Genomic DNA, 22,759 nt, shown 5'->3' on the forward strand with positions numbered 1-22,759 from the left:
TGATGAGGCTGATTAATCGCAGTAAGCAATCACCTATTGGTCGCCGCGCTTGCGATGTGGCGCTGGCGGCTCACCACGCTAAATATGGCGATTACGGCAGGCAGAAACACCAGACAAATTACACCGTTGAGGTGGATGGCATGAAGGTTACCGTCGAAGTCGTCAACCGGGCCACCAGCTATGTCGCCACAGCAATGATCGGCGTTCGCAAACTTCGAAACCTGCCAGCACAGGCACACTGAATAACAATGACGGCCCCGGCTGGGGCCACTGGAGAACATCGATGGACGAAGAAGTATTTACCAGAGATGAGGCCGCCGCCTTCCTTAAAGTGGATAAAGGCACGATTGCCCAGTGGATAAAGTCCGGTCGCCTGGCTGCTACCCGAAAAAATCCACATAAGAAAAAAAGCCCATACCTGATCTGCAAAACAGACTGTATTGCGGCAGTGAAGAACCCGATCCACAATCAACCCGTGAATGCGGTTGATGTGCAGGAGGATAAAGCATGTCAATCAAACAACGTGCCGGTACGTGGCACTGCGACTTCGTTACGCCTGGTGGAAGTCGAATTAGACGGTCTCTTGGGACAACGGACAAAAGGCAAGCGCAGGAGCTCTATGATCAGCTGAAAGCTGAAGCATGGCGAGTTGATAAGATGGGGGAGTTTAAGCCGAGAACGTTCGATGAAGCGTGCGTTCGCTGGCTTAACGAAAAGCAGCACAAGAAAAGCCTGGACGATGACAAAAGCCGGATAGGATTCTGGAGGATGCACTTCAAAGGAATGGACCTGTCAGCAATCACGGAAGACAGGATCTTGTCTGCGGTGAGTTCGATGGTTAATCGCAAGCATCGAATGAACTGGGAGGCTAAGCGCGACAGCCTGCTGCGAAGAGGGAAGCCGGTTCCCGAATTTAAGGACAAACCAGCAGCGGCGGCCACCAAGGCGACGCACCTTGCTTTCATCCGGGCGCTGTTACGATGCGCGGCCAACGAATGGCGATGGATAGCCAAAGCGCCGAATATCAAATGCCCGGTGCCGAAAAATAAGCGTATTCGCTGGCTAACCAAAGAGGAAGCGGCGAACCTGATCCGGGAGCTTCCAGAGCATATGAAGCCAGTTGTTATTTTTGCACTGGCGACGGGGCTGCGCAGGTCGAACATCACAGATCTGGAGTGGTCGCAAATTGATATGCAGAGGAAGGTCGCGTGGATTCACCCCGAGGACGCGAAAGCAGGAAGGGCGATTGGGGTCGCCCTGAACGAATCGGCCTGTAAGGTGCTGCGGGATCAACTGGGGAAACATAACCGGTGGGTCTTTGTTCATACTGAATCATCCGTTCGCCCGGATGGAACGAGAACAAAGGCGGTGCGCAAAATGCGGTCTGATGCTAACACGGCATGGCGCGCAGCGTTAAGGCGGGCTGGAATAGAAAATTTCCGCTTCCATGACCTGCGGCACACCTGGGCGAGCTGGCTTGTACAGTCCGGCGTGCCACTCAGTGCGCTACAGGAAATGGGCGGGTGGGAAAGTATTGAGATGGTGCAGCGTTATGCACATCTGGCACCAAATCACCTGACGCAGCATGCCATGCAAATCGACTCATTCCTGGCGGGGAATGGCACAAATATGGCACAAGGCGCTTTTGCTGAACTGGTGAATATCGCGTGAACCCGCGTGGTTATTGGTGCCGATAATAGGAGTCGAACCTACGACCTTCGCATTACGAATGCGATGTTATTATATTTTCACCCCTTTAAAAACCTACTATTAAAACAAGCAATTCATTATAAAACATTGTGTTATGAAAAACACCTGTTGATAAAAATTGACACGCGTTGATGTTTATTCCCCCATTTTACTTACACTAGCCGTTACATTATGGTGATGTAACATTTCTCATCTGGAGCCCCAAAATGGCACTTCCAAGACAAAAACTCACCTTCGAGCGCATTCGAAAATTTGCTTTATCTGAAGGAAAAACCCAGGCATTTCTTTGGGATGCGGACGTAACTTCCCTGGCATGTAGGGCAACTCGCGGAACAAAAGCTTTTGTGTTCCAAAGCGTATATGCGGGAAAAACCCTTCGCATGACCATTGGCAACATTAACGATTGGAGAATTGATGATGCCAGGGCCGAAGCCAGGCGGCTGCAAACATTAATCGATACAGGGATAGATCCGCGTATAGCTAAGGCAGAAAAAATTGCTGAAGCGGAATCACAGCAGGCTGAATCTCGTAAAACGAAGGTAACCTTCACAAGCGCTTGGGAAGATTACCTTGAAGAATTGAGAGCCGGAATCAGCGCAAAAACTAAACGCCCATATTCTACTCGATACATTGCCGATCACATTAACTTGTCCAGCCGTGGAGGCGAAAGTAAAAAAAGAGGCCGGGGCCCAACCTCGGCTGGACCATTGGCTAGCTTACTCGACCTACCGTTATCGGAACTAACACCAGAGAACATTGCCGCATGGCTAAGTACAGAGAGACAAAATCGGCCTACCGTCACTGCTCATGCCTACCGTCTGTTGCGTGCATTTATCAAATGGGCTAATTACCAGAAAAAATATCAGGGAATAATCCATGGCGATATTGCACAAGATCATAACGTGAGAAAAGTGGTTCCAGTATCAGCGAGTAAAGCGGGAGATTGCTTACAAAAAGAACAGTTAAAAATCTGGTTCAGTGCCGTACGTAGCCTCAATAATCCCATTGCATCGGCCTATCTCCAGGTACTTTTGCTCACCGGTGCACGGCGTGAAGAAATTGCGTCACTTCGGTGGTCTGACGTAGATTTCAAATGGTCAAGCATGAGGATTAAAGACAAGATCGAAGGCGAACGTATCATCCCTCTCACTCCTTATGTTTCTGAGCTGTTAAGTGCGCTAGCGCAATTCCCAAATTCTGACGTAAATAAGGAGGGTTGGGTTTTCAGAAGTAACAGTAAAAGTGGCAAAATTATTGAACCGCGTTCAGCACACAACAGAGCGTTAGCTCGAGCTGAGTTACCACATATCAGCCTTCACGGCTTACGCCGTAGTTTTGGCACTCTTGCTGAATGGGTTGAAGTGCCAACAGGTATTGTTGCTCAAATTATGGGACACAAACCAAGTGCACTGGCGGAAAAACACTACCGCCGTCGTCCGTTAGATCTGTTGCGCAAATGGCATGAAAAAATTGAGAGGTGGATCTTACAGCAAGCAAATATTGTAAAAAAATAACCGTTGATATGCGTTGATTTCATTTAATATCAATAGATTACAGAACAACATCCATCGTTGACATAAGTGTATTTTAAGGTTTAAATTCCATCGTCCACTTTTAAATCAGGAGATAAAGCATTATGTCTAATTCTTTGATGAGTTCTGCGCAAACCAGCTCAAAGGCTCGAATAGTACGGGTCGTGGGTAAGATCAAAGTTGTTCGTTCTAGTAAGCAGCGACAAACCTGTGCTGAGTCCATATTTCAGGAAAGACAGGTGAACATCAGGATTCGAGCTGCTCTTGGACACCTCAGTGAAAAAAACTCTTTATACAATAAAAACAATCGACATAAAACTTTGGGCGTTTTTTTTGCACGTATCATCTCGCACAAAAATCAGGCCGAAAACTCGCAAGGTAATGCGTCTAAATCAACTAAAAGTACCTCATCCGGCTCAAGCGAAGGTAGTGATCCTGACCCTGAAGCTTATTCAAGCTTGGCTTTTTTGTTTTCTTTTTGGTCCTTTCTTTCCCTTCTAATTTCATTACTTTTTGTATATGCCTGCATCTCAATCATTGAGGTGGTAGCATGAGCATATATGAGCAATCCAGAACATCTCTATCTGAACTTGTTTCCACAAGTGAGTTAGCACATCTATTAAACCTTAAAGCCCAAACAATTCGAAAATGGCTTTGCCAAGACAAGCTGCCTAATGGTTTACCACGCCCAAAGAAAATTAACAGCCGACATTATTGGTTACGCAAAGACATTGATAGGTTCCTATTAACCTTCTCAGTATATTGTAATTAACAGCAGCATCAAAATCATAACTCCCCAGCTATTCTAAAGAATAGCTGGGTTAATTAACAGAAACAATCCGTCGATAAAAGATACTAAATCACACCGTTTATCACATTTTACATTAACGAAAGTCAAGGATACATATGAAAAAACGCATCACTTTCAGCGCAAACAAAAAATCAACTATTGATGCAATTGACGACTATAGCAATGCAAAAGGATATTCTAGGTCAGAGGTGATATCATTTTTGTTAAACGCCACAGCCCCAGCATTGAATAAAATAACATCGCAATATCATATAGCTCAAACTTTGGAGTCAACATTAGGCTGTATTTTTGAAGAGAAGGCCCCCTCAATCGCACGGGGTGAGCCAAAATTAACTTACGAAGAGTTTTTTTATTCCGTCTGGAACACTCACATTCGACACCGGAACGAGGTTGTCGATCAAGATTTTTATGCGCACAAAATACCTCATGATAAGATGGGTAAGAGCGAAAAAAAATTAATTCATGAAAAGCTCTCATACATTATAAAAAGTTTCAATGTAAAAAAAGCAATTTTTATTTACACAGATCGGCGCGTGAACCACAAACATCTCATTGCAGGAGGGTTATCTAATATCATACTGATAAAGGAAACAGTCTACGATGGTTGTTTTTTTGATTTGAGCAGCATTGTGATTATGCCAATCTTTGAACTTATTACATTTGGAGTTGAAGCAGTATTGAAAAGAAATAAAACTCCCCCTAAACAATCATGCTATTGCTGGATACCAATTTATTACACAAATGATCTAGCGGTAATGGTCCCTGTGATTGCCGAAGGCGATACACCTCAAAAGGCGATGAAAGGAGGAGATGCCATCATTATTAACCCCTTTAACGGTGAAGTAAGCCATACTTTCTGATACCAATGTTAAGCATAACCACTTAGTTGTATACATCTCGACAGTATGGAGTTAGTACCTAATAGCTTGATGAGGGTAAAAGATGCCTACTAACAAAGCAAAATCAAAGAAAATTCTAGGAAGGCCTGAAGGAAGTAAATATTCCCATTTAATTCAGAGTGAGAAGGCTAAGCATTACTCTCAATCCAAGGTGGCAAAGATCTTAGGAATAAGTATTTCCACGGTAAAAAGACACTGGGATAACGGCATCTTTGGGTGATTATAATTGCAGAGTTGCTTTTTAATTATTTTACTGCATGGGTAATGGGTTGATAACAAGTTTTATTGTTGGAAAGGTATTATATAACAGTCATTACTATTAACAGTTAATTAATATAACTAACCACAGACATTCAGCTATGTCTGATCATATTACTATATACGGCTATCCAAAGCCGTAGGGCTAACGACAGGATCGAAACATGGAATTATATCATGGTTCCCATGGTGAGCATGTGCTCGCCTATAAAAAACATATTGAACGAGTCGTCAATGATGCTATCAGTGAATTCCCCAGAACAATGGCGTTACGTGTTGATGTTCATTATCCACCCATTTTAGACAGAGGTGACACTGTTTGCTGTTTTCCTAATCTAGAGCCTGGTGCCATATCCCGTTTCCGTAATGCATTAAATGCCATGTTGGAGGCCAATGAGAGAACCAGAGCAGCTAACGGCAAAAGAATATATCCAAACCGTGTTCGTCATGTTTGGGCACGGGAGTTTTCCGAAGAAGGAAAATGTCACTTTCACCTTGGTCTTTTTTTTAATAAAGATGCTTATTACCATTTAGGTGATTATGAGGCTGAAAGAAATTTAAGGATGATGATTGTAAGAGCATGGTATAGCGCACTGGGATTGGAACTGGATGATTATCCGGGATTGGTTCACTACCCTGAAAATTGTCGTTATATTTTAGACGTCAATGATTTTAACTTTGAAGGAGAATACAATAAATTACTGAATCGCTTCGACTACCTAGCTAAACTCGATACAAAAGCATATGGAGATGGCGACCGTAGCTTCGGCTGCAGTCGCGGGTAATTTATTTTTTACAGCAATGGCCTTTCTTATGGATGGAAAGGCCAGACCTTATATATCAAGAAGATGGTGAGCGATAAAGTATTGTTTTCAAGTAATCATCTGTTGCAGTAAACTCAGGGAGTTGGCCACTCATGGCCTGTGTTAGTGGAATAATCTTTGTCCTGACTCCCATCCCCCTGAAATCAACGTAACCATAATCACGTAAGACTTCCATAATAATCGTATTGCGTGGTGATCGCTGACCTGTAACCATCTTTTCAATCGACATCGAATTATTCAGCGCCCCTGGGCTAATAACTTCAAATCGATTGCTATACAAGCCAATCTCTATCTCAACAAAGCGTGTCCAGTCACGATGAGCCAGTGCATTTACAACAGTTTCGCGAATAGCTTCCAGTGGATAATACCAGGTTGTTTCCCGACGTAGATGCGTATCGGGTAGAGGGGCCTCTGAAGTGATAAAGGGCATGATAGTTGACATCAAACGCTCAATCAATCCACCATCGATCAAAGCCTTTCCGGCTTCCTCAGTATCAAAACGCCCAACCATTGGACCATCCAGAATATCATCGAGTAACGGTTGGTACTCCTTATCCTCGCTGGCAAACGCAAAGACTCGGATATCTGGTCGATGCGAGAGTTCAACCATTTTGATTTTGAACTCAACGGGATAATTAGGGCTTTTTTTACGCACTGTGGTTAATGATTTCATGGATAGTGTCCACCATATTTGGTGTCCACTATCCTCTCAGGAATTTCAGGATCTGCCAGACGGTGCTGAGACGACGCTTACGAATGTTATACCCCCTGCTGCAGTGGAAAGACGTGGTGACAGATACCCCTTCCCCACATTCAGGCAGCAACTCTTTCATCAGTAGCAGGCGGGAATCAATATGAGCAGGATCGGTGTGGTTAAAACGATGAAGGAGCGATTTTGTCCGCAAAGAATCCGCTTTTATGGCGGGTTCAGCAGGGAAAAAGTAATCCCCATCTTTAAGACGGACACGTTCCACCCTGGTATCAGCGCAGGGCGGCAATTTATCATTCATTAATTCTGTTTCCTCCGTATGCAGCGTGGAGCCTTTCCTGTTACCGGTTTTATCCGGATGTATGCTGTCCCGTGAAGTGGCGGGCAAACTCACTTCTAAAAAATTACGGCCAGATCTTGTCATGCCTATCACAAAGTATCATAACCGAGCATTGTGTAAAGATGAAAACCGTCAAATTGAGCGCAATCGAGCTGCATGATATGATCAGAACCCTACTAAATCAGAAGTATTGGGTATGAGATTACTTTTGAGGAAGCACGTAAATGAAACGAGTGGTTCTGTTTTCATGTGGGAGCGCTTGTCGCTCCCTGAATAGTCCATGTGACAATGAAGATTAAACAGCATCATAACCAGCATGATGCCGTTGCATTTCTTGCATATCGGCAGACTACATCAGAACCCGGTAACCTTGGATGCTGGGATAATGGCAGAGAAGAGGCACTTACTGTATCTACGGTAAAAAGCGGTTTTGTCGATGAAGTTTTAAAGGAAACCCTCCAGAAACGCTGATGAAATTGCGCAGTTTCGCTGGCCTGATGCGACAACAACTCGCCAGTAGAATGGGTATTTCTTACAAATACCTGCGCAGCATAGAAGCAAACCCATCCAGAGCGAGCATTACTACACTTAACCATTATGCCAAGAAGTGTGGTGTTAAAAGCCCTTTGATTTATCTGTAAATAAGATAAAACATGATAATTTCATCAAGTTGCATGGTAATTTATCCAGGATCCATTTGTGTCCAGGACGTAAGTCTTCACAGCTGTCGAATCAATTCTATTTCGTAAGGCGGCTCACGTTTTTATGCCCTGAGCAGTGCTTTTCCGGCTGGAACTTTCCCCCACTCATTCACTGTGATTTAATATGCTAAACCGGTTTAATTAAGTTTAGCCTTGGAGGGTTTTAGCATGAAAGCAAAAGTTTGGGTTCTGGGCGACGCAGTGGTGGACCTGCTACCGGAGAGTGAAGGGCGCTTGCTACAGTGCCCTGGAGGCGCGCCGGCTAACGTGGCGGTAGGGGTTGCCCGCCTTGGCGGCAACAGCGGATTTATCGGCCGCGTCGGCGGTGACCCGTTTGGCCGCTACATGCGTCATACTCTGCAACAGGAGCAGGTCGACGTCAGCCATATGTATCTTGACGATCATCACCGCACGTCCACTGTGGTGGTCGACCTTGATGACCAAGGTGAACGCACCTTTACCTTTATGGTACGCCCCAGCGCTGACCTGTTCCTGGCTGAAGAAGACCTGCCACAGTTTGCCGCCGGACAGTGGTTGCACATCTGCTCCATCGCGCTCAGCGCCGAGCCCAGCCGCAGTGCTACCTTCGCGGCTATGGAGAACATCAAACGTGCCGGTGGCCGGGTGAGCTTTGACCCTAATATCCGCCTGGATCTCTGGCAAGATCAGAACCTGTTGCACGCCTGTCTCGACCGCGCCCTGCGTCTGGCGAACGTGGTGAAACTGTCCGAAGAAGAGCTGATACTCATCAGCGGGAGTAATGATATCGCGCAGGGGATCGCCAGCATCACTGAGCGTTATCAGCCTGAATTACTGCTGGTGACTCAGGGTAAAGCGGGCGTCATCGCCGCATTCCAGCAGCAGTTTATCCATTTCAGCGCTAAACCGGTTGTCAGCGTGGATACCACCGGTGCGGGCGATGCGTTTGTCGCCGGACTGCTTGCCAGCCTTGCTGCCAACGGGATGCCGGCGGATATCAATGCCCTGGAGCCAACGCTCGCTCTGGCGCAAACCTGCGGTGCCCTGGCAACCCTGGCGAAAGGCGCGATGACTGCCCTGCCATACCAGCGCGATCTACACCGCCAGATTTGATCCTAAATACCGTCGTACGCGGTCCACTTTGTTGCATCCATCACACTTATTAAACCGGTTTAGCAAAATCAATTTCAAAATGTTAAATGTCGTGCTTAACATTGCAACTAAACCGGTTTAGCAAAAACACACAATTTTTTATTTTCCTTTTGGGATGCAATCAATATGTTCAGAAAAAGCACACTCGCGGTTCTTATCGCTTTGCTAACCGGCGCCGCCTCAGCCCATGCACAAACGGATCTCAGCAGTATCGAAGCCCGTTTAATTGCGCTGGAAAAACGCTTACAGGATGCCGAAAACAGAGCGCAAACGGCAGAAACCCGCGCAGAGTCGGCAGAGAAGAAAGTACAGCAGCTCACGACACAGCAACAAAAAACCCAGGACAGCACTCAGGAAGTGGCTCAGCGTACCGCCAAACTGGAGAAAAAAGCCGATGAGAAAAGCGGGTTTGAGTTCCACGGCTACGCCCGCTCCGGCGTGATAATGAATGACTCCGGCGCCAGCACCAAATCCGGAGCCTACATGACGCCAGCAGGGGAAACCGGTGGGGCTATTGGCCGCCTGGGAAACCAGGCCGATACCTATGTTGAAATGAATCTTGAACATAAGCAGACCCTGGATAACGGGGCAACGACCCGCTTCAAAGTCATGGTCGCCGACGGTCAAACCACTTATAACGACTGGACGGCGAGCACCAGTGATTTGAACGTGCGTCAGGCCTTTGTTGAACTGGGCAACTTGCCCACCTTCGACGGGCCGTTTAAAGGCTCCACCCTGTGGGCCGGGAAACGCTTTGACCGGGATAACTTTGACATTCACTGGATCGACTCGGATGTCGTGTTCCTCGCCGGTACCGGCGGCGGTATTTACGATGTCAGGTGGAACGACAGCGTTCGCAGCAACTTCTCTCTTTACGGGCGTAACTTCGGCGATATTGCTGATACCAGCAACAGTGTGCAGAACTACATCGTCAGCATGAACAATTTCATCGGGCCGGTGCAGATGATGGTCAGCGGGATGCGGGCAAAAGACAACGACGAACGCCAGGATACCAACGGTAATCCGGTCAAAGGCGATGCGGCAAATACCGGTGTACATGCGCTGCTCGGGTTGCACAACGACAGTTTTTACGGCCTGCGTGAAGGTGCCAGCAAAACCGCCCTGCTCTACGGTCACGGACTGGGTGCCGAAGTTAAAGGTGTCGGCTCTGACGGCGCGTTACGCTCGGGGGCTAACACCTGGCGCTTCGCCAGCTACGGCACCACGCCACTGAGCAAGAACTGGTTTATCGCCCCGGCGATACTGGCACAAACCAGTAAAGACCGTTATGTCGATGGCGACAGCTACCAGTGGGCAACCCTCAACATGCGTCTGATCCAGGAGATCAATCAAAACTTCGCCCTCGCTTATGAAGGCAGTTACCAGTATATGGATCTCAAACCTGAAGGTTATAACGATCGCCATGCGGTAAACGGCAGCTTCTACAAGCTCACCTTCGCCCCGACCTTTAAGGTTGGCGACATCGGCGATTTCTTCAGCCGTCCTGAAATCCGTCTTTACACCTCGTGGATGGACTGGAGCAAAAAACTCAATAATTACGCCAGCGATGACGCGCTGGGCAGCAGTGGTTTTAAATCGGGCGGCGAATGGTCGTTCGGGATGCAGATGGAAACCTGGTTTTGATGGTTAACACCTGGCGACAGTAACCGCCGGGGCGACAAAATACGTTTCGTCGCCCCGGACACAATAACAACGAAGAGAATGCGCTCCGGCTACCACGGGACGACAACTCGAAAATCAATACGCATTCAGAGGGTACTATGGATTTTGAACAGATTTCCCGCTCGCTACTTCCGCTTCTGGGAGGCAAGGAAAATATCGCCAGCGCCGCGCACTGTGCCACACGCCTGCGCCTGGTGCTGGTCGATGACTCACTGGCCGATCAGCAGGCCATCGGCAAAATTGATGGGGTGAAGGGCTGTTTCCGTAACGCCGGACAGATGCAGATTATCTTCGGCACCGGGGTGGTGAACAAAGTCTACGCCGCCTTTATCCAGGCGGCAGGGATTGGCGAATCCAGCAAATCGGAAGCTGCCGACATTGCGGCGAAAAAACTGAATCCTTTCCAGCGCATTGCCCGCCTGTTGTCGAACATCTTTGTGCCGATCATCCCGGCTATCGTCGCCTCCGGCCTGTTGATGGGCCTTCTGGGGATGGTTAAAACGTACGGCTGGGTCGACCCGGGTAACGCCATCTACATCATGCTGGATATGTGCAGCTCAGCGGCGTTTATTATTCTGCCGATCCTGATTGGCTTCACCGCCGCCCGCGAGTTCGGTGGTAATCCTTATCTTGGCGCGACGCTTGGCGGCATCCTGACTCACCCGGCGCTCACCAACGCCTGGGGTGTGGCCGCCGGTTTCCACACCATGAACTTCTTCGGCCTTGAGATTGCCATGATCGGCTATCAGGGCACGGTGTTCCCGGTGCTGCTGGCGGTGTGGTTTATGAGCATCGTTGAGAAACAGCTGCGTCGCGTGATCCCCGATGCACTGGATCTGATCCTGACGCCGTTCCTGACGGTGATCATTTCCGGTTTTATCGCCCTGCTGATTATCGGCCCGGCTGGTCGCGCGCTTGGCGACGGTATTTCGTTTGTCCTTAGCACCCTGATTACCCACGCCGGTTGGCTGGCCGGACTGCTGTTTGGCGGTCTCTATTCGGTTATCGTCATTACCGGTATTCACCACAGCTTCCACGCCATCGAAGCGGGACTGCTGGGCAACCCATCCATCGGCGTCAACTTCCTGCTGCCGATTTGGGCGATGGCCAACGTCGCTCAGGGCGGTGCTTGTCTGGCGGTGTGGTTCAAAACGAAAGATGCCAAAATCAAAGCCATTACCCTGCCCTCGGCGTTTTCTGCCATGCTCGGCATCACCGAAGCGGCGATTTTTGGTATTAACTTACGCTTTGTAAAACCGTTTATCGCAGCCCTGATTGGCGGCGCGGTGGGCGGCGCGTGGGTGGTATCCATGCATGTTTACATGACCGCGGTGGGCCTGACGGCTATCCCTGGCATGGCTATCGTGCAGGCCAGCTCGCTGCTGAACTACATTATCGGGATGGTTATCGCCTTTGGCGTCGCCTTTGTCGTCTCCCTGGTACTGAAATACAAAACGGACGCTGAATAATGTCACATCCATCACGCCTGCCTGCGATTTTGCAGGCTGTTATGCAGGGCCAGCCGCGCGCGCTGGCCGACAGCCACTATCCCCGCTGGCACCATGCGCCGGTGACCGGGCTGATGAACGATCCCAACGGCTTTATTGAATTTGCCGGACGTTATCACCTGTTTTATCAGTGGAACCCGCTCGCCTGCGATCATAAGTTCAAGTGCTGGGGGCACTGGAGCTCTGCCGACCTGCTGCACTGGCAACATGAGCCGATCGCGCTCATGCCGGATGAAGAGTATGACCGCAACGGCTGCTACTCCGGAAGCGCCGTGGATAGTCAGGGCACGCTCACCCTGTGCTATACCGGCAACGTAAAATTTGACGACGGCAGCCGAACCGCGTGGCAGTGCCTGGCGACGGAAAATGCCGACGGCACGTTTACCAAACTCGGCCCGGTATTACCGCTGCCGGAGGGCTATACCGGCCACGTGCGTGACCCGAAAGTCTGGCAGCACGAAGGTCGCTGGTACATGGTGCTGGGCGCACAGGATTTGCAAAAGCGTGGCAAGGTGTTGTTATTCAGCTCAGCGGACCTTCATGAGTGGACGAGTCAGGGCGAAATCGCCGGTTATGGCATCAATGGCCTGGACGACGCGGGCTATATGTGGGAATGCCCGGACCTGTTTGCCCTCGGCGACCAGCATGTCCTGATTTGCTGCCCGCAGGGCGTGCCTCGTGAGAAAGAGCGCTATCTCAACACCTACCCGGCAGTGTGGATGAGCGGCGATTTCGACTACCACCGCGCGGCCTTCGAGCATGGCGAACTGCACGAATTGGACGCAGGGTTTGAGTTCTACGCCCCGCAAACCATGCTTACCAGTGATGGCCGCCGTCTGCTGGTCGGCTGGATGGGCGTGCCGGAGGGCGAAGAGATGCTTCAACCGACCCTCACCAACGGCTGGATCCATCAGATGACCTGCCTGCGTGAGCTGGAGTTTATCGATGGTCAGCTATACCAACGTCCTCTACGAGAGCTGAGCGCCCTGCGCGGCGAAGCGCACGGCTGGGCAGGGAACTCCCTGCCGCTGGCACCGATGGAAATCGTTCTACAAACCACTGGGGACGATATTTTGAGCCTCGATTTTGACGGCGCATTAATCCTTGAACGCGATGCCAGCGGGATCCGCCTGGCCCGACCCAGTCTGGCCAGCGACGAGAAGCATTATCGTTACTGGCGCGGAGACGTCCGCTCGCTGCATATTTTCATCGACCAGTCTAGCGTGGAGATTTTCATCAACGGCGGCGAAGGAGTGATGAGCTGCCGCTACTTCCCGGCCTGTTCAGGGCAGCTAATGTTCTCTGGCATCACACCGGACGCATTCTGCTACTGGCCGCTGCGAACTTGCATGGTAGAATAAGCGTTTTGCCTCAAGCTCATGGCGTCGTAATGAAAACTAAACGCGTAACCATTAAAGATATCGCCGAACAGGCTGGCGTCTCAAAAGCGACCGCCAGCCTAGTACTGAACGGTCGTGGTAAGGAGCTGCGTGTGGCGCAGGAAACGCGTGAGCGAGTACTGGCGATTGCCCGTGAGCAGCACTATCAGCCAAGCATTCACGCCCGCTCGCTGCGCGACAACCGCAGCCACACCATCGGACTGGTGGTGCCGGAGATCACCAACCACGGCTTTGCGGTCTTTTCACATGAGCTGGAAATGCTGTGCCGCGAAGCAGGCGTCCAGCTATTGATCTCTTGTACTGATGAAAACCCCGGTCAGGAGAGCGTGGTGGTCAATAACATGATTTCCCGCCAGGTTGACGGTCTGATCGTCGCTTCATGTATGCACAACGATGCCGACTATCTTAAGCTCAGCCAACAACTGCCAGTAGTGCTGTTTGACCGTTGTCCTAATGAAAGCCTGCTGCCGCTGGTGATGACTGATTCGATTACCCCAACGGCGGAACTGATTTCCCGCATTGCACCTAAGCATAGCGATGAGTTCTGGTTTTTAGGCGGTCAGTCGCGTCTGTCGCCTTCACGCGATCGTCTGACCGGCTTCACGCAGGGTTTGGCTCAGGCGGGTATTGCACTGCGCCCGGAATGGGTGATTAACGGTAACTACCACCCGAGCTCAGGCTATGAGATGTTCGCCGCACTCTGCGCGCGACTTGGGCGGCCGCCTAAGGCGCTGTTCACTGCCGCCTGTGGACTGCTCGAAGGGGTACTGCGCTATATGAGCCAGCACCATTTACTCGACTCAGATATCCATCTGACGAGCTTTGACGATCACTATCTTTATGATTCGCTGTCGCTGCGTATCGATACCGTACAGCAGGATAACCGCCAGTTGGCCTGGCACTGCTATGATCTGATAAGCCAATTGATCGAGGGCGATACGCCCGAAACGCTACAACGCTACCTGCCCGCAACGCTGCAGTTTAGGCATCAGTAATAACTGAGCATTTTTGAATACCCTACAGAGGTGAAATCTGGTGCGAATCCAACAATCAAAAATCAATATTTGTAGTGATGTGATGCGGAAAGGTCTTCACTGCATCAGTAATCACACCAATCGGGTTAAACGGCAAACTGAGTGGTGGTAAAGACTGACACCGGCATTATTACTGTCACTGTGGAACATCACTCCGGCGGGTTTACCGCAAGCTTCCCACGCAATTTCCAGCGCTTTGATGTCAGCTTGCTGTCCGGTGAGAATGACATTGCCCAACCCTCAGGTTTCCTTGCGAACAGATCGAGAACAACAGCAAGGTAAGCCCAACGCTTGCCTGTCCAGAGTAGAGTAAGAGGCAGGGCGTAGTCGGACTATTTCCCTGCCTCTCCTCCCCGAACCGGACGTGCACCTTTCAGCGCATCCGGCTCTCCATTTAAATGCTGGCGAACGCCATTGCCACTTCTGTAAAGCGCGATGTATACGTGTTTCTGGTCTCCGTCCTCAGATAGGGATTACCTTCGGGTAGCCGCCAGCGGAACAGCTTCTTGCCTTGCCCCACCAACCGGTACAGTATTTCGCCGCTGAGCTTGCCGTGATTGGTTTTACCAAATAAAACCCACGTTTTGCTCTGACCCGGTTTCGGTGATTTACACCACCACCTCATCAGGGAAGCGATACCTGTACGGTATTTGCGGGCCAGCCAGTGAGCCAGCTTCCAGAACACGACACGGTCGATATAACTGAAGACTTTGGCCTTAAAATCAACGAACTGATAGAACATGGCCCAGCCTTTCAGTTTTCGGTTGAGTTGTTCAGCCATATCGACTTTGCTTTCACTGTAGTTGCCTGATAACAGTGCTGTCAGCGATGCGGCGAAGTTTCTGGCTTTCTCCTGCGGGATCGTTGAGACCACTCGCATCTCGCCATAACGACTGCGTTTGCGAATGATCCTGTGCCCCAGAAAGATAAAGCCGTCATTAACATGGGTGATTTTAGTCTTATCCATGTTCAGCCTGAGTTTCAGACTGCCTTCGAGCACACCCCGACACTCCTCCCTGATGGCTTCCGCCTGTGCTTTGGTGCCTTTGACGATGAGGACAAAATCATCGGCATAGCGGCAGTACGCCACCGCGGGTTTCCACTGCCAGTTTTCTCTGACCGCCGTACTTCGGCCCCGTTGGATACTGTTATTCCAGTACCACCGATCTTTTCTGGCTTTCCCGCTCAGGTAGCGCTCATGCAGGTATTGATCGAACTCATTCAGCATGATGTTCGATAATAGCGGCGATATAACACCGCCCTGTGGCACACCTTCACTGGCCGCCCGAAAGAGACCGACATCGATATGTCCCGCCTTGATGGTTTTCCACAGCAGAGTCATGAAACGTGCGTCACTGATCCTGCGGCGTACAGCCTTCATCAGCAGTCGATGATGTACGGTGTCGAAGTAACTGGACAGGTCGCCTTCAATCACCCAGCGTCCCCGGGTTTCACCGCAGTCTGTGAGCTGTAATTTCACCGTGCGGATCGCGTGGTGGACACTGCGCTCAGGCCGGAAGCCATATGAGAGCGTATGAAAATCACTCTCCCATATCGGCTCCATCGCCATCAGCATGGCCCGCTGAACAATACGATCCCGCAACGCGGGGATACCCAGTGGTCGCAGTTTGCCGTTGCTTTTAGGGATGTAAACCCGTCTGGCGGGCAAGGGCTGGTAGTGGCCTGAGAGTAATTCATCCCTGAGGATTTGCAGCTCAACAGCCAGTCTGGCCTGTAGCATTGTTTTGTTCACGCCATCAACGCCGGGGGTATGCGCCCCCTTTGATGAAAGCGTGATCCGCGCCGCTTCAGCCAGCCATTCTGGTTGTGTTATCAGACGCAGCAGCCGTTGAATCCGTAGGGACGGATCGGTGGCTGCCCATGTGGCAAGCTTGCGTTGCATTTCGCTGATTATCAAAGGTCTTCACCTCGTTAGGTCAGTTAATTCACGTCGCAAACACATTCAAACTGCTTCCCTTCGCCATGTAATGGGCTTTCCCCATCGCGGACTACTACGGAAGCTCCGCCAGCCAGCGCGTCATCGGAGCCATGCCCCCTTAACATCCGTCGCTGACCTTCCCCGGTTTACCTGCCTGGACTCAGGCATACTGAGGAGGCTGCCCGTCGCACTCTTTATCCTTGCTTGCCGCAAGTTGGCAGAAGTCAGCAACGCAAGCGTGATAGACGCTGCTGCCCCGGTGTTTCGCATACATGTCAAAACACCTTCGACCGGCAGTGCTTACGTATCACTGCCAGTTCCTCCTGCACGGCCTGTCAGATCACGTAGGCCGTGGTGACGTTTTCAACCCACAGAGGCGGATTAACGGGTTCATGTTCTTCAGCCTTTCAGTACTTAACCTTGAGGATCATCTCGGCTTAGTGATCTCGCCTCAATCCCCGTTGTCAGCGGGTTACATCACCCTGCGGGCATGCCGCAGGTCACTGCCGCTCAGGTTCTCCACCGTCACACCCGGTGGGATTGTTGGGTTTCTCATCGTGAGTTACCGGTTCAATATTCCAGACAGACTCGCGGTTCATTTAAGCATCCATGCCCGCCCTGAACTCCGGGCACACTATACGTCACATCGCCGCACCACACCTGATTCGGTTCTGTCACTGCAAACTGTCGCTCAAGGCAATTCGGGATAGCGGTGTGTTCATGACCACCACGTTTATACCGGTGAGTTGGCTGCTGACAACTCACCAGACCCGGTTCTTTCATGAGCCTTCCGGCAAGCCAGCGTCCCATTCTGAAGCCTTTCAGGGTTGCCATAATCGCGATACTTCTTGCGCCAGCAGAGCCATGGCTGATGTTATGCAGTTCCAGAACCTGACTGCGTAACACAGCTCGCCTGCCGTCTGGCTTTTCGGGGCTTTTTCCCCAGTATTTGTAGCTGCTGCGATGAACCCCGAACACGTGGCAAAGTGTGACCACAGGATACTGCGCTCTGAGTTTCCCGATTAACGAGAATTGTTCAGGGAGTCTGGCATCAAGAGCGCGGTAGCCTTTTTTAATATGTCGTTTTCCATTTCAATGCGTTGTATTTTTTTCTTCAGCTCACGTATTTCAATCTGCTCCGGGGTTATAGGAAAGGCTTTAGGTATTTTGCCCTGTCGTTCATCCCGCAACTGCTTTACCCATCGCGTCATGGTAGAAAGGCCGACATCCATAGCACTGGCCGCAGCTGCAACGGTGTAGTTCTGATCAAGGACCAGTTGAGCGGATTCGCGTTTAAACTCTGCGCTGAAATTTCTTTTTTTCATTGAGGCACCTGTAATGTTCTGAGGTGAGCATATCACCTCTGTTCAGGTGGCCAAATTCAGTAAACCACTTCACTTGAGATAGGCATACGGATCGTGCCCATTATTACGGGCCGACTGGATCAAACTCATGATCGCAGCAGCGCGCTTGAGCATGCGAACCCGCGCCGAGCATTTGAGAAGGCAACGGGATGAACGCTGGCTGGATAGCCGTGGTTTTCTGGGTAAGCAGGCGAATCCATTTGTGGACGAGGTTGGCATTGAGGCTGTAGCCCAAGGCGATGTTTGCGATGGAGGCATCGGGTTCAGAACACTCCTGAATGACCTGGGCCTTGAAAGATTTGCTGTTGGTACGGCGCTGAGGGCGCATGGAAAATCCGCTTGATGGGCCATGGCCTTCGGCGGCGGTATCGGGAAGGTGTGTTGGCCGGACGGATACTGTTGAACTACGTTGTCTGGGGCAACGGAAGTGTTTCGGCCCGACTCTGGAACGCGATCCGCAGCGACGACTGGGCAATTCCGCACGTTGGCCTGAGCAGCCTCGGGGAAATCGTCGTCTGGGCGCGCCCAGACGAGTTTCCGCCAAGGAACATGCAGACAAGCAAGGGGCTGCGGGCACTCGACTACAACGTGAGGATCGGTGTTTGATCGAGGCGCCTGTGGCACACGCAGGCTGACGAGCCAGGCGCTGTCCATTGCCTGATCAGGCCGCCCCCCTGCGCCTTGCCTGAGCAGTTGACCTGCATCAATGGGGCGGGAGAACGCTGTACATTGACTCTTGACTCTTGAAGTTTGTCATGGTAGGTGTAATATTTTACAAAGTATTGCAAGGATTTCCTTGGCCGGAACCGCAAAGCGACGCGATTGGAGAGGGTGAGATGAAAGCGCACCTACAGGTGATTTTCACGCTCGATGAATTGGCTGCGTACTTGAAAGTCGGCAAGCGGACGCTTTATCGGCTCGCCGCGCACGGGGAAATTCCGGCTTTCAAGGTGGACGGGACGTGGCGGTTTCGTCAAAGTGAAATCGATCAGTGGCTCAATGATCAGACCCGAGCCGGAGCAAAGAAGGAGGTGATGCGCAAGCGTGAACAGCAGAAGTCATCCGAGCAGCCCGTGTCGCCTGGGCGCAGTGCCCGTCGCAGCAGGCAAAGGGCTTGAGTAACTCGTTTTCCAATTTTTCTGGAGGTATGACATGGACATCGATTTCAAGAAGTTGGCTCCCTGGAACTGGTTCAAGAACGAGCAGCAAGAGCAGCAGACCGCCTCTTCCCTGCCAGTGCAGCGCAATGACCTGCCAGCGGCTAGCGGGCCAGTCAGCCCGATCCTGCAACTGCATCGGGAAATCGACCGGCTGTTCGATGACGCATTCCGGGGCTTCGGTTTTTCGGCGTTGAACATGCCGCAGTGGCCATCCGATTGGTCGGGCATGCTGAAGCCGGCCCTGGACATCCAGGAAACCGACAAGCAGTACAAGATTGCCCTGGAAGTGCCCGGTGTCGAGGAGAAGGACATCCAGATCACCCTCGACAACGACGTGCTGATGGTGCGTGGCGAGAAGCGCCAGGAACAGGAGAAGAAGGAAGGTGGCTTCCACCGTGTGGAGCGCTCCTACGGCAGCTTTCAGCGTGCCTTGAACCTGCCTGACGACGCCAACCAGGATTCGATCAAGGCATCGTTCAAGAACGGGGTGCTCACGGTCACGATCGACAAGCGCGAGGTCAGTGCGCCGAAGCAGGGACGCTCGATCCCGATCAACGGCTGACGTCGCCGGCTCGTTCGTCACAAGAAAAACCCGGCCCGAGACGAGGTGTCGCGGCTCGCGATGCCTCGTCGCCTCAACCTTGTCAACCTTCTCAGGAGCATCAGCATGGCCAGAAAACAATGCCAGGTCTGCGGCCAACCCGCCACCGTGCGGGTGGAAGCCAATCTCAACGGTCGTCACAGCACCATGCTGTTGTGCGACGACCATTACCGGCAATTAGTGCGCCAGCAAAAGCGCACCGTTTCGCCGCTGGAAGCCTTGTTCGGTTCGCGCAGTGGCCTGTTCGAGGACTTCCTCGGCAGTGACTTCTTCCGCATCGGCGACGACGCGACGCCAGTTGCCGCCGATACCGATGACGTGGTCGATGCCTCGTTTGGCGAGCCCGCCGCCGCAGGTTCGGGTGCGCCGCGCCGTCGCGGCAGTGGGCTGGCCAGCCGCATCAGCGAACAGTCGGAAGCCTTGTTGCAGGAGGCCGCCAAACACGCTGCCGAATTTGGCCGCTCCGAGGTGGATACCGAACATCTGCTGCTGGCGCTGGCCGACAGCGACGTGGTCAAGACCATCCTGGGTCAGTTCAAGATCAAGGTCGATGACCTCAAGCGGCAGATCGAGTCTGAGGCCAAGCGCGGGGACAAGCCCTTCGAGGGCGAGATCGGCGTGTCGCCGCGCGTGAAGGATGCGCTCAGCCGCGCCTTCGTGGCCTCCAATGAACTCGGCCATTCTTATGTCGGTCCAGAGCATTTCCTGATCGGTCTGGCCGAGGAAGGCGAAGGGCTGGCCGCCAACCTGCTGCGCCGCTACGGCCTGACGCCGCAGGCGCTGCGCCAACAGGTCAGCAAGGTGGTCGGCAAGGGCGCCGAGGATGGACGCGCTGAGACGCCGACCAACACGCCAGAACTCGACAAGTACTCGCGCGACCTGACCAAGATGGCGCGCGACGGCAAGCTCGACCCGGTGATCGGCCGCGCGCAGGAGATCGAAACCACCATCGAGGTGCTGGCCCGGCGCAAGAAGAACAACCCGGTGCTGATCGGCGAGCCGGGTGTGGGTAAGACCGCCATCGTCGAAGGGCTGGCGCAGCGCATGGTGGCGGGTGAAGTGCCCGAGACCTTGCGCGACAAGCGCCTGGTGGAACTCAACATCAACGCCATGGTGGCCGGCGCCAAATATCGCGGCGAGTTCGAGGAGCGCGTGCAGAAGGTGCTGAAGGAGGTGACCGAGCACCAGGGCGAGCTGATTTTGTTCATCGACGAGGTGCACACCATCGTCGGTGCCGGCCAGGGCGGTGGCGAAGGCGGGCTGGACGTGGCCAACGTGTTCAAACCGATGATGGCGCGCGGTGAACTCAACCTGATCGGCGCCACGACGCTGAACGAGTACCAGAAATACATCGAGAAGGATGCCGCACTGGAGCGGCGCTTCCAGCCGGTGACGGTGCCCGAGCCGACGGTGGCCCAGACCATCATGATTCTGCGCGGCCTGCGCGACACCTTCGAGGCGCACCACAAGGTCAGCATCTCCGAGGACGCGATCATCGCGGCGGCCGAGTTGTCCGACCGCTACATCACGGCGCGCTTCCTGCCGGACAAGGCGATCGACCTGCTCGACCAGGCGGCCGCGCGCGTGAAGCTGTCGGCCACGGCCCGGCCGGTGGCCGTGCAGGAGCTGGAGTCCGAACTGCACCAGCTGCGGCGTGAACAGGATTACGTGGCCGCGCGCAAGCAGTACGACCAGGCCGCCGAGCTCGGCAAGCGCATCGAAGCCAAGGAGGCCGAGCTCAAGAAGCTCGTCGAGGACTGGGAGCGGGAGCGGGCCTCCGGCAGTGCCGAGGTAAAGGCGGAACACGTGGCGCAGATCGTCTCGCGCCTGACCGGCATCCCGGTCAACGAGTTGACGGTGGAAGAGCGCGAAAAGCTGCTGCACTTGGAACAACGGCTGCACGAGCGCCTGGTGGGACAAGACGAGGCGGTCCGTGCCGTGGCCGATGCCGTGCGGCTGTCCCGCGCCGGCCTGCGCGAAGGCAGCAAACCGGTGGCTACCTTCCTGTTTCTGGGCCCGACCGGGGTGGGCAAGACCGAGCTCGCCAAGGCATTGGCCGAATCTATCTACGGCGATGAGCACGCCCTGTTGCGCATCGACATGTCGGAATATGGCGAACGCCATACCGTGGCGCGGCTGGTGGGCGCGCCTCCGGGCTATGTCGGTTACGACGAAGGCGGTCAGCTCACCGAGAAGGTGCGGCGCAAGCCCTACAGCGTGCTGCTGCTCGACGAGATCGAGAAGGCACACCCTGACGTCTACAACATCCTGCTGCAAGTGTTCGACGACGGTCGCCTCACCGACGGCAAGGGCCGGGTGGTGGATTTCACCAACACCATCATCATCGCCACGTCCAACCTGGGTTCGGACATCATCCAGCGACGGCTGAAGGCGCGTGAGGCGGCTGGCGAGGAGTACGAAAAGACCAAGGCCGAGGTCATGGACGTGCTGCGCGGCCACTTCCGGCCCGAGTTCCTCAACCGCATCGACGAGATAATCGTCTTCCATGCGCTGGGCAAGGAGGAGATCCGCCACATCGTCGGCCTGCAGCTCGATCGCGTGGCGCGCAGCGCCGCCAGCCAGGGCGTGACGCTCACTTTCGATCAGACGCTGATCGACCATTTCGCGGAAGAAGGCTACAAGCCCGAGTTCGGTGCGCGTGAACTCAAGCGCCTGATCCGTAGCGAGCTGGAAACTGCGCTGGCGCGCGAGATGCTCGGTGGCGGCATCGGCAAGGGCGATCACGCCAGCGCACGCTGGGACGACAAGGCCGAACGCGTGGTGTTCGAACGCAAAGAGCCACCGCAGACCCCGGCCGAGCCGGAGCTGCCGGATGCCGCGAAGGCGACCGAGACGCCGCACGGCGACGCTGGCAAAGGCTCGCGCAAGAAGAAGTCGGCGAGCGACGCATCTTGATGGCGGGCGAGGCTGCCGTGTCCGACCCCATCGGCCTGGCATGGGCAGCCTCCCTGGCCTCGATCGCGGTGGCGGTCGTGGCCGCGGGTCACGCGGTCGTCTACAAGCGTGATCCGCGGTCGGCCACGCCGTGGGGGCTGCTCATCAGCGGCGGCACTGCTCTCCCGCTCGCTGGCCATCCGTTTGCGTGACGGTGCGGCCCGTCTGTTCACCTGATCCTCTGGCAACTCGACTTTCGA

21 protein-coding genes and 4 pseudogenes are annotated in these 22,759 nt (G+C 53.0%); 19 read left to right on the forward strand and 6 right to left on the reverse strand.

Features of this window, described 5'->3' with window-relative positions; all coding sequences use genetic code 11:
* Positions 1-2: 2 nt before the first annotated feature.
* From H7R56_RS19055 to H7R56_RS19090, 8 genes and pseudogenes are all read left to right on the forward strand, one after another.
* Entirely contained in the window at positions 3-242 is a 240-nt protein-coding gene (locus H7R56_RS19055; RefSeq protein ID WP_063922850.1) for a DUF4060 family protein, read from the forward strand.
* A gap of 41 nt (positions 243-283) precedes the next feature.
* Entirely contained in the window at positions 284-631 is a 348-nt protein-coding gene (locus H7R56_RS19060) for a helix-turn-helix domain-containing protein (protein WP_072011928.1), read from the forward strand.
* A complete protein-coding gene (locus tag H7R56_RS19065; protein WP_227658530.1) occupies positions 514-1,671 on the forward strand; it encodes a site-specific integrase in 1,158 nt (385 codons plus the stop codon). Before H7R56_RS19060 ends, H7R56_RS19065 begins: the two co-directional genes overlap by 118 nt.
* Positions 1,672-1,901: 230 nt before the next feature.
* Positions 1,902-3,241, forward strand: a pseudogene (locus H7R56_RS19070) (tyrosine-type recombinase/integrase).
* 105 nt (positions 3,242-3,346) lie between these two features.
* On the forward strand, positions 3,347-3,796 hold the full coding sequence (locus tag H7R56_RS19075; RefSeq protein ID WP_032296090.1) for a hypothetical protein: 450 nt from the start codon (positions 3,347-3,349) through the stop codon (positions 3,794-3,796).
* On the forward strand, positions 3,793-4,014 hold the full coding sequence (locus H7R56_RS19080; RefSeq protein WP_003847740.1) for a helix-turn-helix domain-containing protein: 222 nt from the start codon (positions 3,793-3,795) through the stop codon (positions 4,012-4,014). The genes H7R56_RS19075 and H7R56_RS19080 overlap by 4 nt, the downstream gene beginning before the upstream one ends.
* A 134-nt stretch (positions 4,015-4,148) precedes the next feature.
* The gene (locus H7R56_RS19085) at positions 4,149-4,913 is read left to right on the forward strand and encodes a hypothetical protein (protein ID WP_003029576.1); all 765 of its coding nucleotides are present in this window, start codon (positions 4,149-4,151) and stop codon (positions 4,911-4,913) included.
* A 461-nt stretch (positions 4,914-5,374) separates the two neighbouring features.
* Positions 5,375-5,995: an inovirus Gp2 family protein gene (locus H7R56_RS19090; protein ID WP_003029579.1), complete on the forward strand. Its 621-nt coding sequence runs from the start codon at positions 5,375-5,377 to the stop codon at positions 5,993-5,995.
* A 55-nt stretch (positions 5,996-6,050) separates the two neighbouring features.
* Here the strand turns inward: H7R56_RS19090 and H7R56_RS19095 are convergent, their stop codons facing one another.
* Positions 6,051-6,707, reverse strand: a complete 657-nt coding sequence (locus H7R56_RS19095; protein WP_003029581.1) for an ATP-binding protein — start codon at positions 6,705-6,707, stop codon at positions 6,051-6,053.
* A gap of 28 nt (positions 6,708-6,735) precedes the next feature.
* Positions 6,736-7,044: a maltose acetyltransferase domain-containing protein gene (locus H7R56_RS19100; RefSeq protein ID WP_003029582.1), complete on the reverse strand. Its 309-nt coding sequence runs from the start codon at positions 7,042-7,044 to the stop codon at positions 6,736-6,738.
* A 536-nt stretch (positions 7,045-7,580) separates the two neighbouring features.
* Between H7R56_RS19100 and H7R56_RS28060 the strand changes: the two genes are divergently transcribed.
* The 6 genes from H7R56_RS28060 (at position 7,581) to H7R56_RS19130 (ending at position 14,501) form a co-directional block, all read left to right on the forward strand.
* The gene (locus H7R56_RS28060) at positions 7,581-7,724 is read left to right on the forward strand and encodes a helix-turn-helix domain-containing protein (protein WP_223870241.1); all 144 of its coding nucleotides are present in this window, start codon (positions 7,581-7,583) and stop codon (positions 7,722-7,724) included.
* Positions 7,725-7,952: 228 nt separating this feature from the next.
* Positions 7,953-8,876, forward strand: a complete 924-nt coding sequence (locus H7R56_RS19110) for an aminoimidazole riboside kinase (protein WP_003029584.1) — start codon at positions 7,953-7,955, stop codon at positions 8,874-8,876.
* A gap of 165 nt (positions 8,877-9,041) precedes the next feature.
* Positions 9,042-10,559 carry a carbohydrate porin gene (locus H7R56_RS19115; RefSeq protein ID WP_003029587.1) on the forward strand — a complete coding sequence of 506 codons (1,518 nt, stop codon included), beginning with the start codon at positions 9,042-9,044 and terminating at the stop codon, positions 10,557-10,559.
* A gap of 137 nt (positions 10,560-10,696) precedes the next feature.
* Complete coding sequence (locus tag H7R56_RS19120) at positions 10,697-12,067, forward strand: sucrose-specific PTS transporter subunit IIBC (RefSeq protein WP_000345204.1); 1,371 nt, start codon at positions 10,697-10,699, stop codon at positions 12,065-12,067.
* The gene (locus H7R56_RS19125) at positions 12,067-13,467 is read left to right on the forward strand and encodes a sucrose-6-phosphate hydrolase (RefSeq protein WP_003029589.1); all 1,401 of its coding nucleotides are present in this window, start codon (positions 12,067-12,069) and stop codon (positions 13,465-13,467) included. Before H7R56_RS19120 ends, H7R56_RS19125 begins: the two co-directional genes overlap by 1 nt.
* Before the next feature lie 29 nt (positions 13,468-13,496).
* Positions 13,497-14,501, forward strand: a complete 1,005-nt coding sequence (locus tag H7R56_RS19130; protein WP_003029591.1) for a LacI family DNA-binding transcriptional regulator — start codon at positions 13,497-13,499, stop codon at positions 14,499-14,501.
* A 165-nt stretch (positions 14,502-14,666) separates the two neighbouring features.
* On the opposite strand, the pseudogene H7R56_RS27735 reads toward H7R56_RS19130, so the two are convergent.
* From H7R56_RS27735 to H7R56_RS19150, 4 genes and pseudogenes are all read right to left on the reverse strand, one after another.
* Positions 14,667-14,854 (reverse strand): annotated as a pseudogene (locus H7R56_RS27735) (DDE-type integrase/transposase/recombinase); the annotation flags it as partial.
* 80 nt (positions 14,855-14,934) lie between these two features.
* The gene (ltrA, locus tag H7R56_RS19140; protein ID WP_001189111.1) at positions 14,935-16,443 is read right to left on the reverse strand and encodes a group II intron reverse transcriptase/maturase; all 1,509 of its coding nucleotides are present in this window, start codon (positions 16,441-16,443) and stop codon (positions 14,935-14,937) included.
* A 672-nt stretch (positions 16,444-17,115) separates the two neighbouring features.
* Positions 17,116-17,804: pseudogene (locus H7R56_RS19145) on the reverse strand (IS3 family transposase); the annotation flags it as partial.
* A 72-nt stretch (positions 17,805-17,876) separates the two neighbouring features.
* Positions 17,877-17,963, reverse strand: a pseudogene (locus H7R56_RS19150) (transposase domain-containing protein); the annotation flags it as partial.
* A 222-nt stretch (positions 17,964-18,185) separates the two neighbouring features.
* Between H7R56_RS19150 and H7R56_RS19155 the strand changes: the two are divergent.
* The 5 genes from H7R56_RS19155 (at position 18,186) to H7R56_RS19175 (ending at position 22,711) form a co-directional block, all read left to right on the forward strand.
* On the forward strand, positions 18,186-18,449 hold the full coding sequence (locus H7R56_RS19155) for a hypothetical protein (RefSeq protein WP_003847756.1): 264 nt from the start codon (positions 18,186-18,188) through the stop codon (positions 18,447-18,449).
* 230 nt (positions 18,450-18,679) lie between these two features.
* Entirely contained in the window at positions 18,680-18,961 is a 282-nt protein-coding gene (locus H7R56_RS19160; RefSeq protein ID WP_003847758.1) for a helix-turn-helix domain-containing protein, read from the forward strand.
* Positions 18,962-18,995: 34 nt separating this feature from the next.
* The gene (gene hsp20, locus H7R56_RS19165) at positions 18,996-19,565 is read left to right on the forward strand and encodes a small heat shock protein sHSP20 (RefSeq protein WP_003847761.1); all 570 of its coding nucleotides are present in this window, start codon (positions 18,996-18,998) and stop codon (positions 19,563-19,565) included.
* 105 nt (positions 19,566-19,670) lie between these two features.
* Positions 19,671-22,520: a heat shock survival AAA family ATPase ClpK gene (clpK, locus tag H7R56_RS19170; protein WP_003847763.1), complete on the forward strand. Its 2,850-nt coding sequence runs from the start codon at positions 19,671-19,673 to the stop codon at positions 22,518-22,520.
* A complete protein-coding gene (locus H7R56_RS19175) occupies positions 22,520-22,711 on the forward strand; it encodes a hypothetical protein (RefSeq protein WP_001446316.1) in 192 nt (63 codons plus the stop codon). The genes clpK and H7R56_RS19175 overlap by 1 nt, the downstream gene beginning before the upstream one ends.
* Positions 22,712-22,759: the final 48 nt, after the last annotated feature.

It is taken from the genome of Klebsiella sp. WP3-W18-ESBL-02 (genome assembly GCF_014168815.1).
In the GTDB taxonomy this organism is placed as follows: domain Bacteria; phylum Pseudomonadota; class Gammaproteobacteria; order Enterobacterales; family Enterobacteriaceae; genus Kluyvera; species Kluyvera ascorbata_B.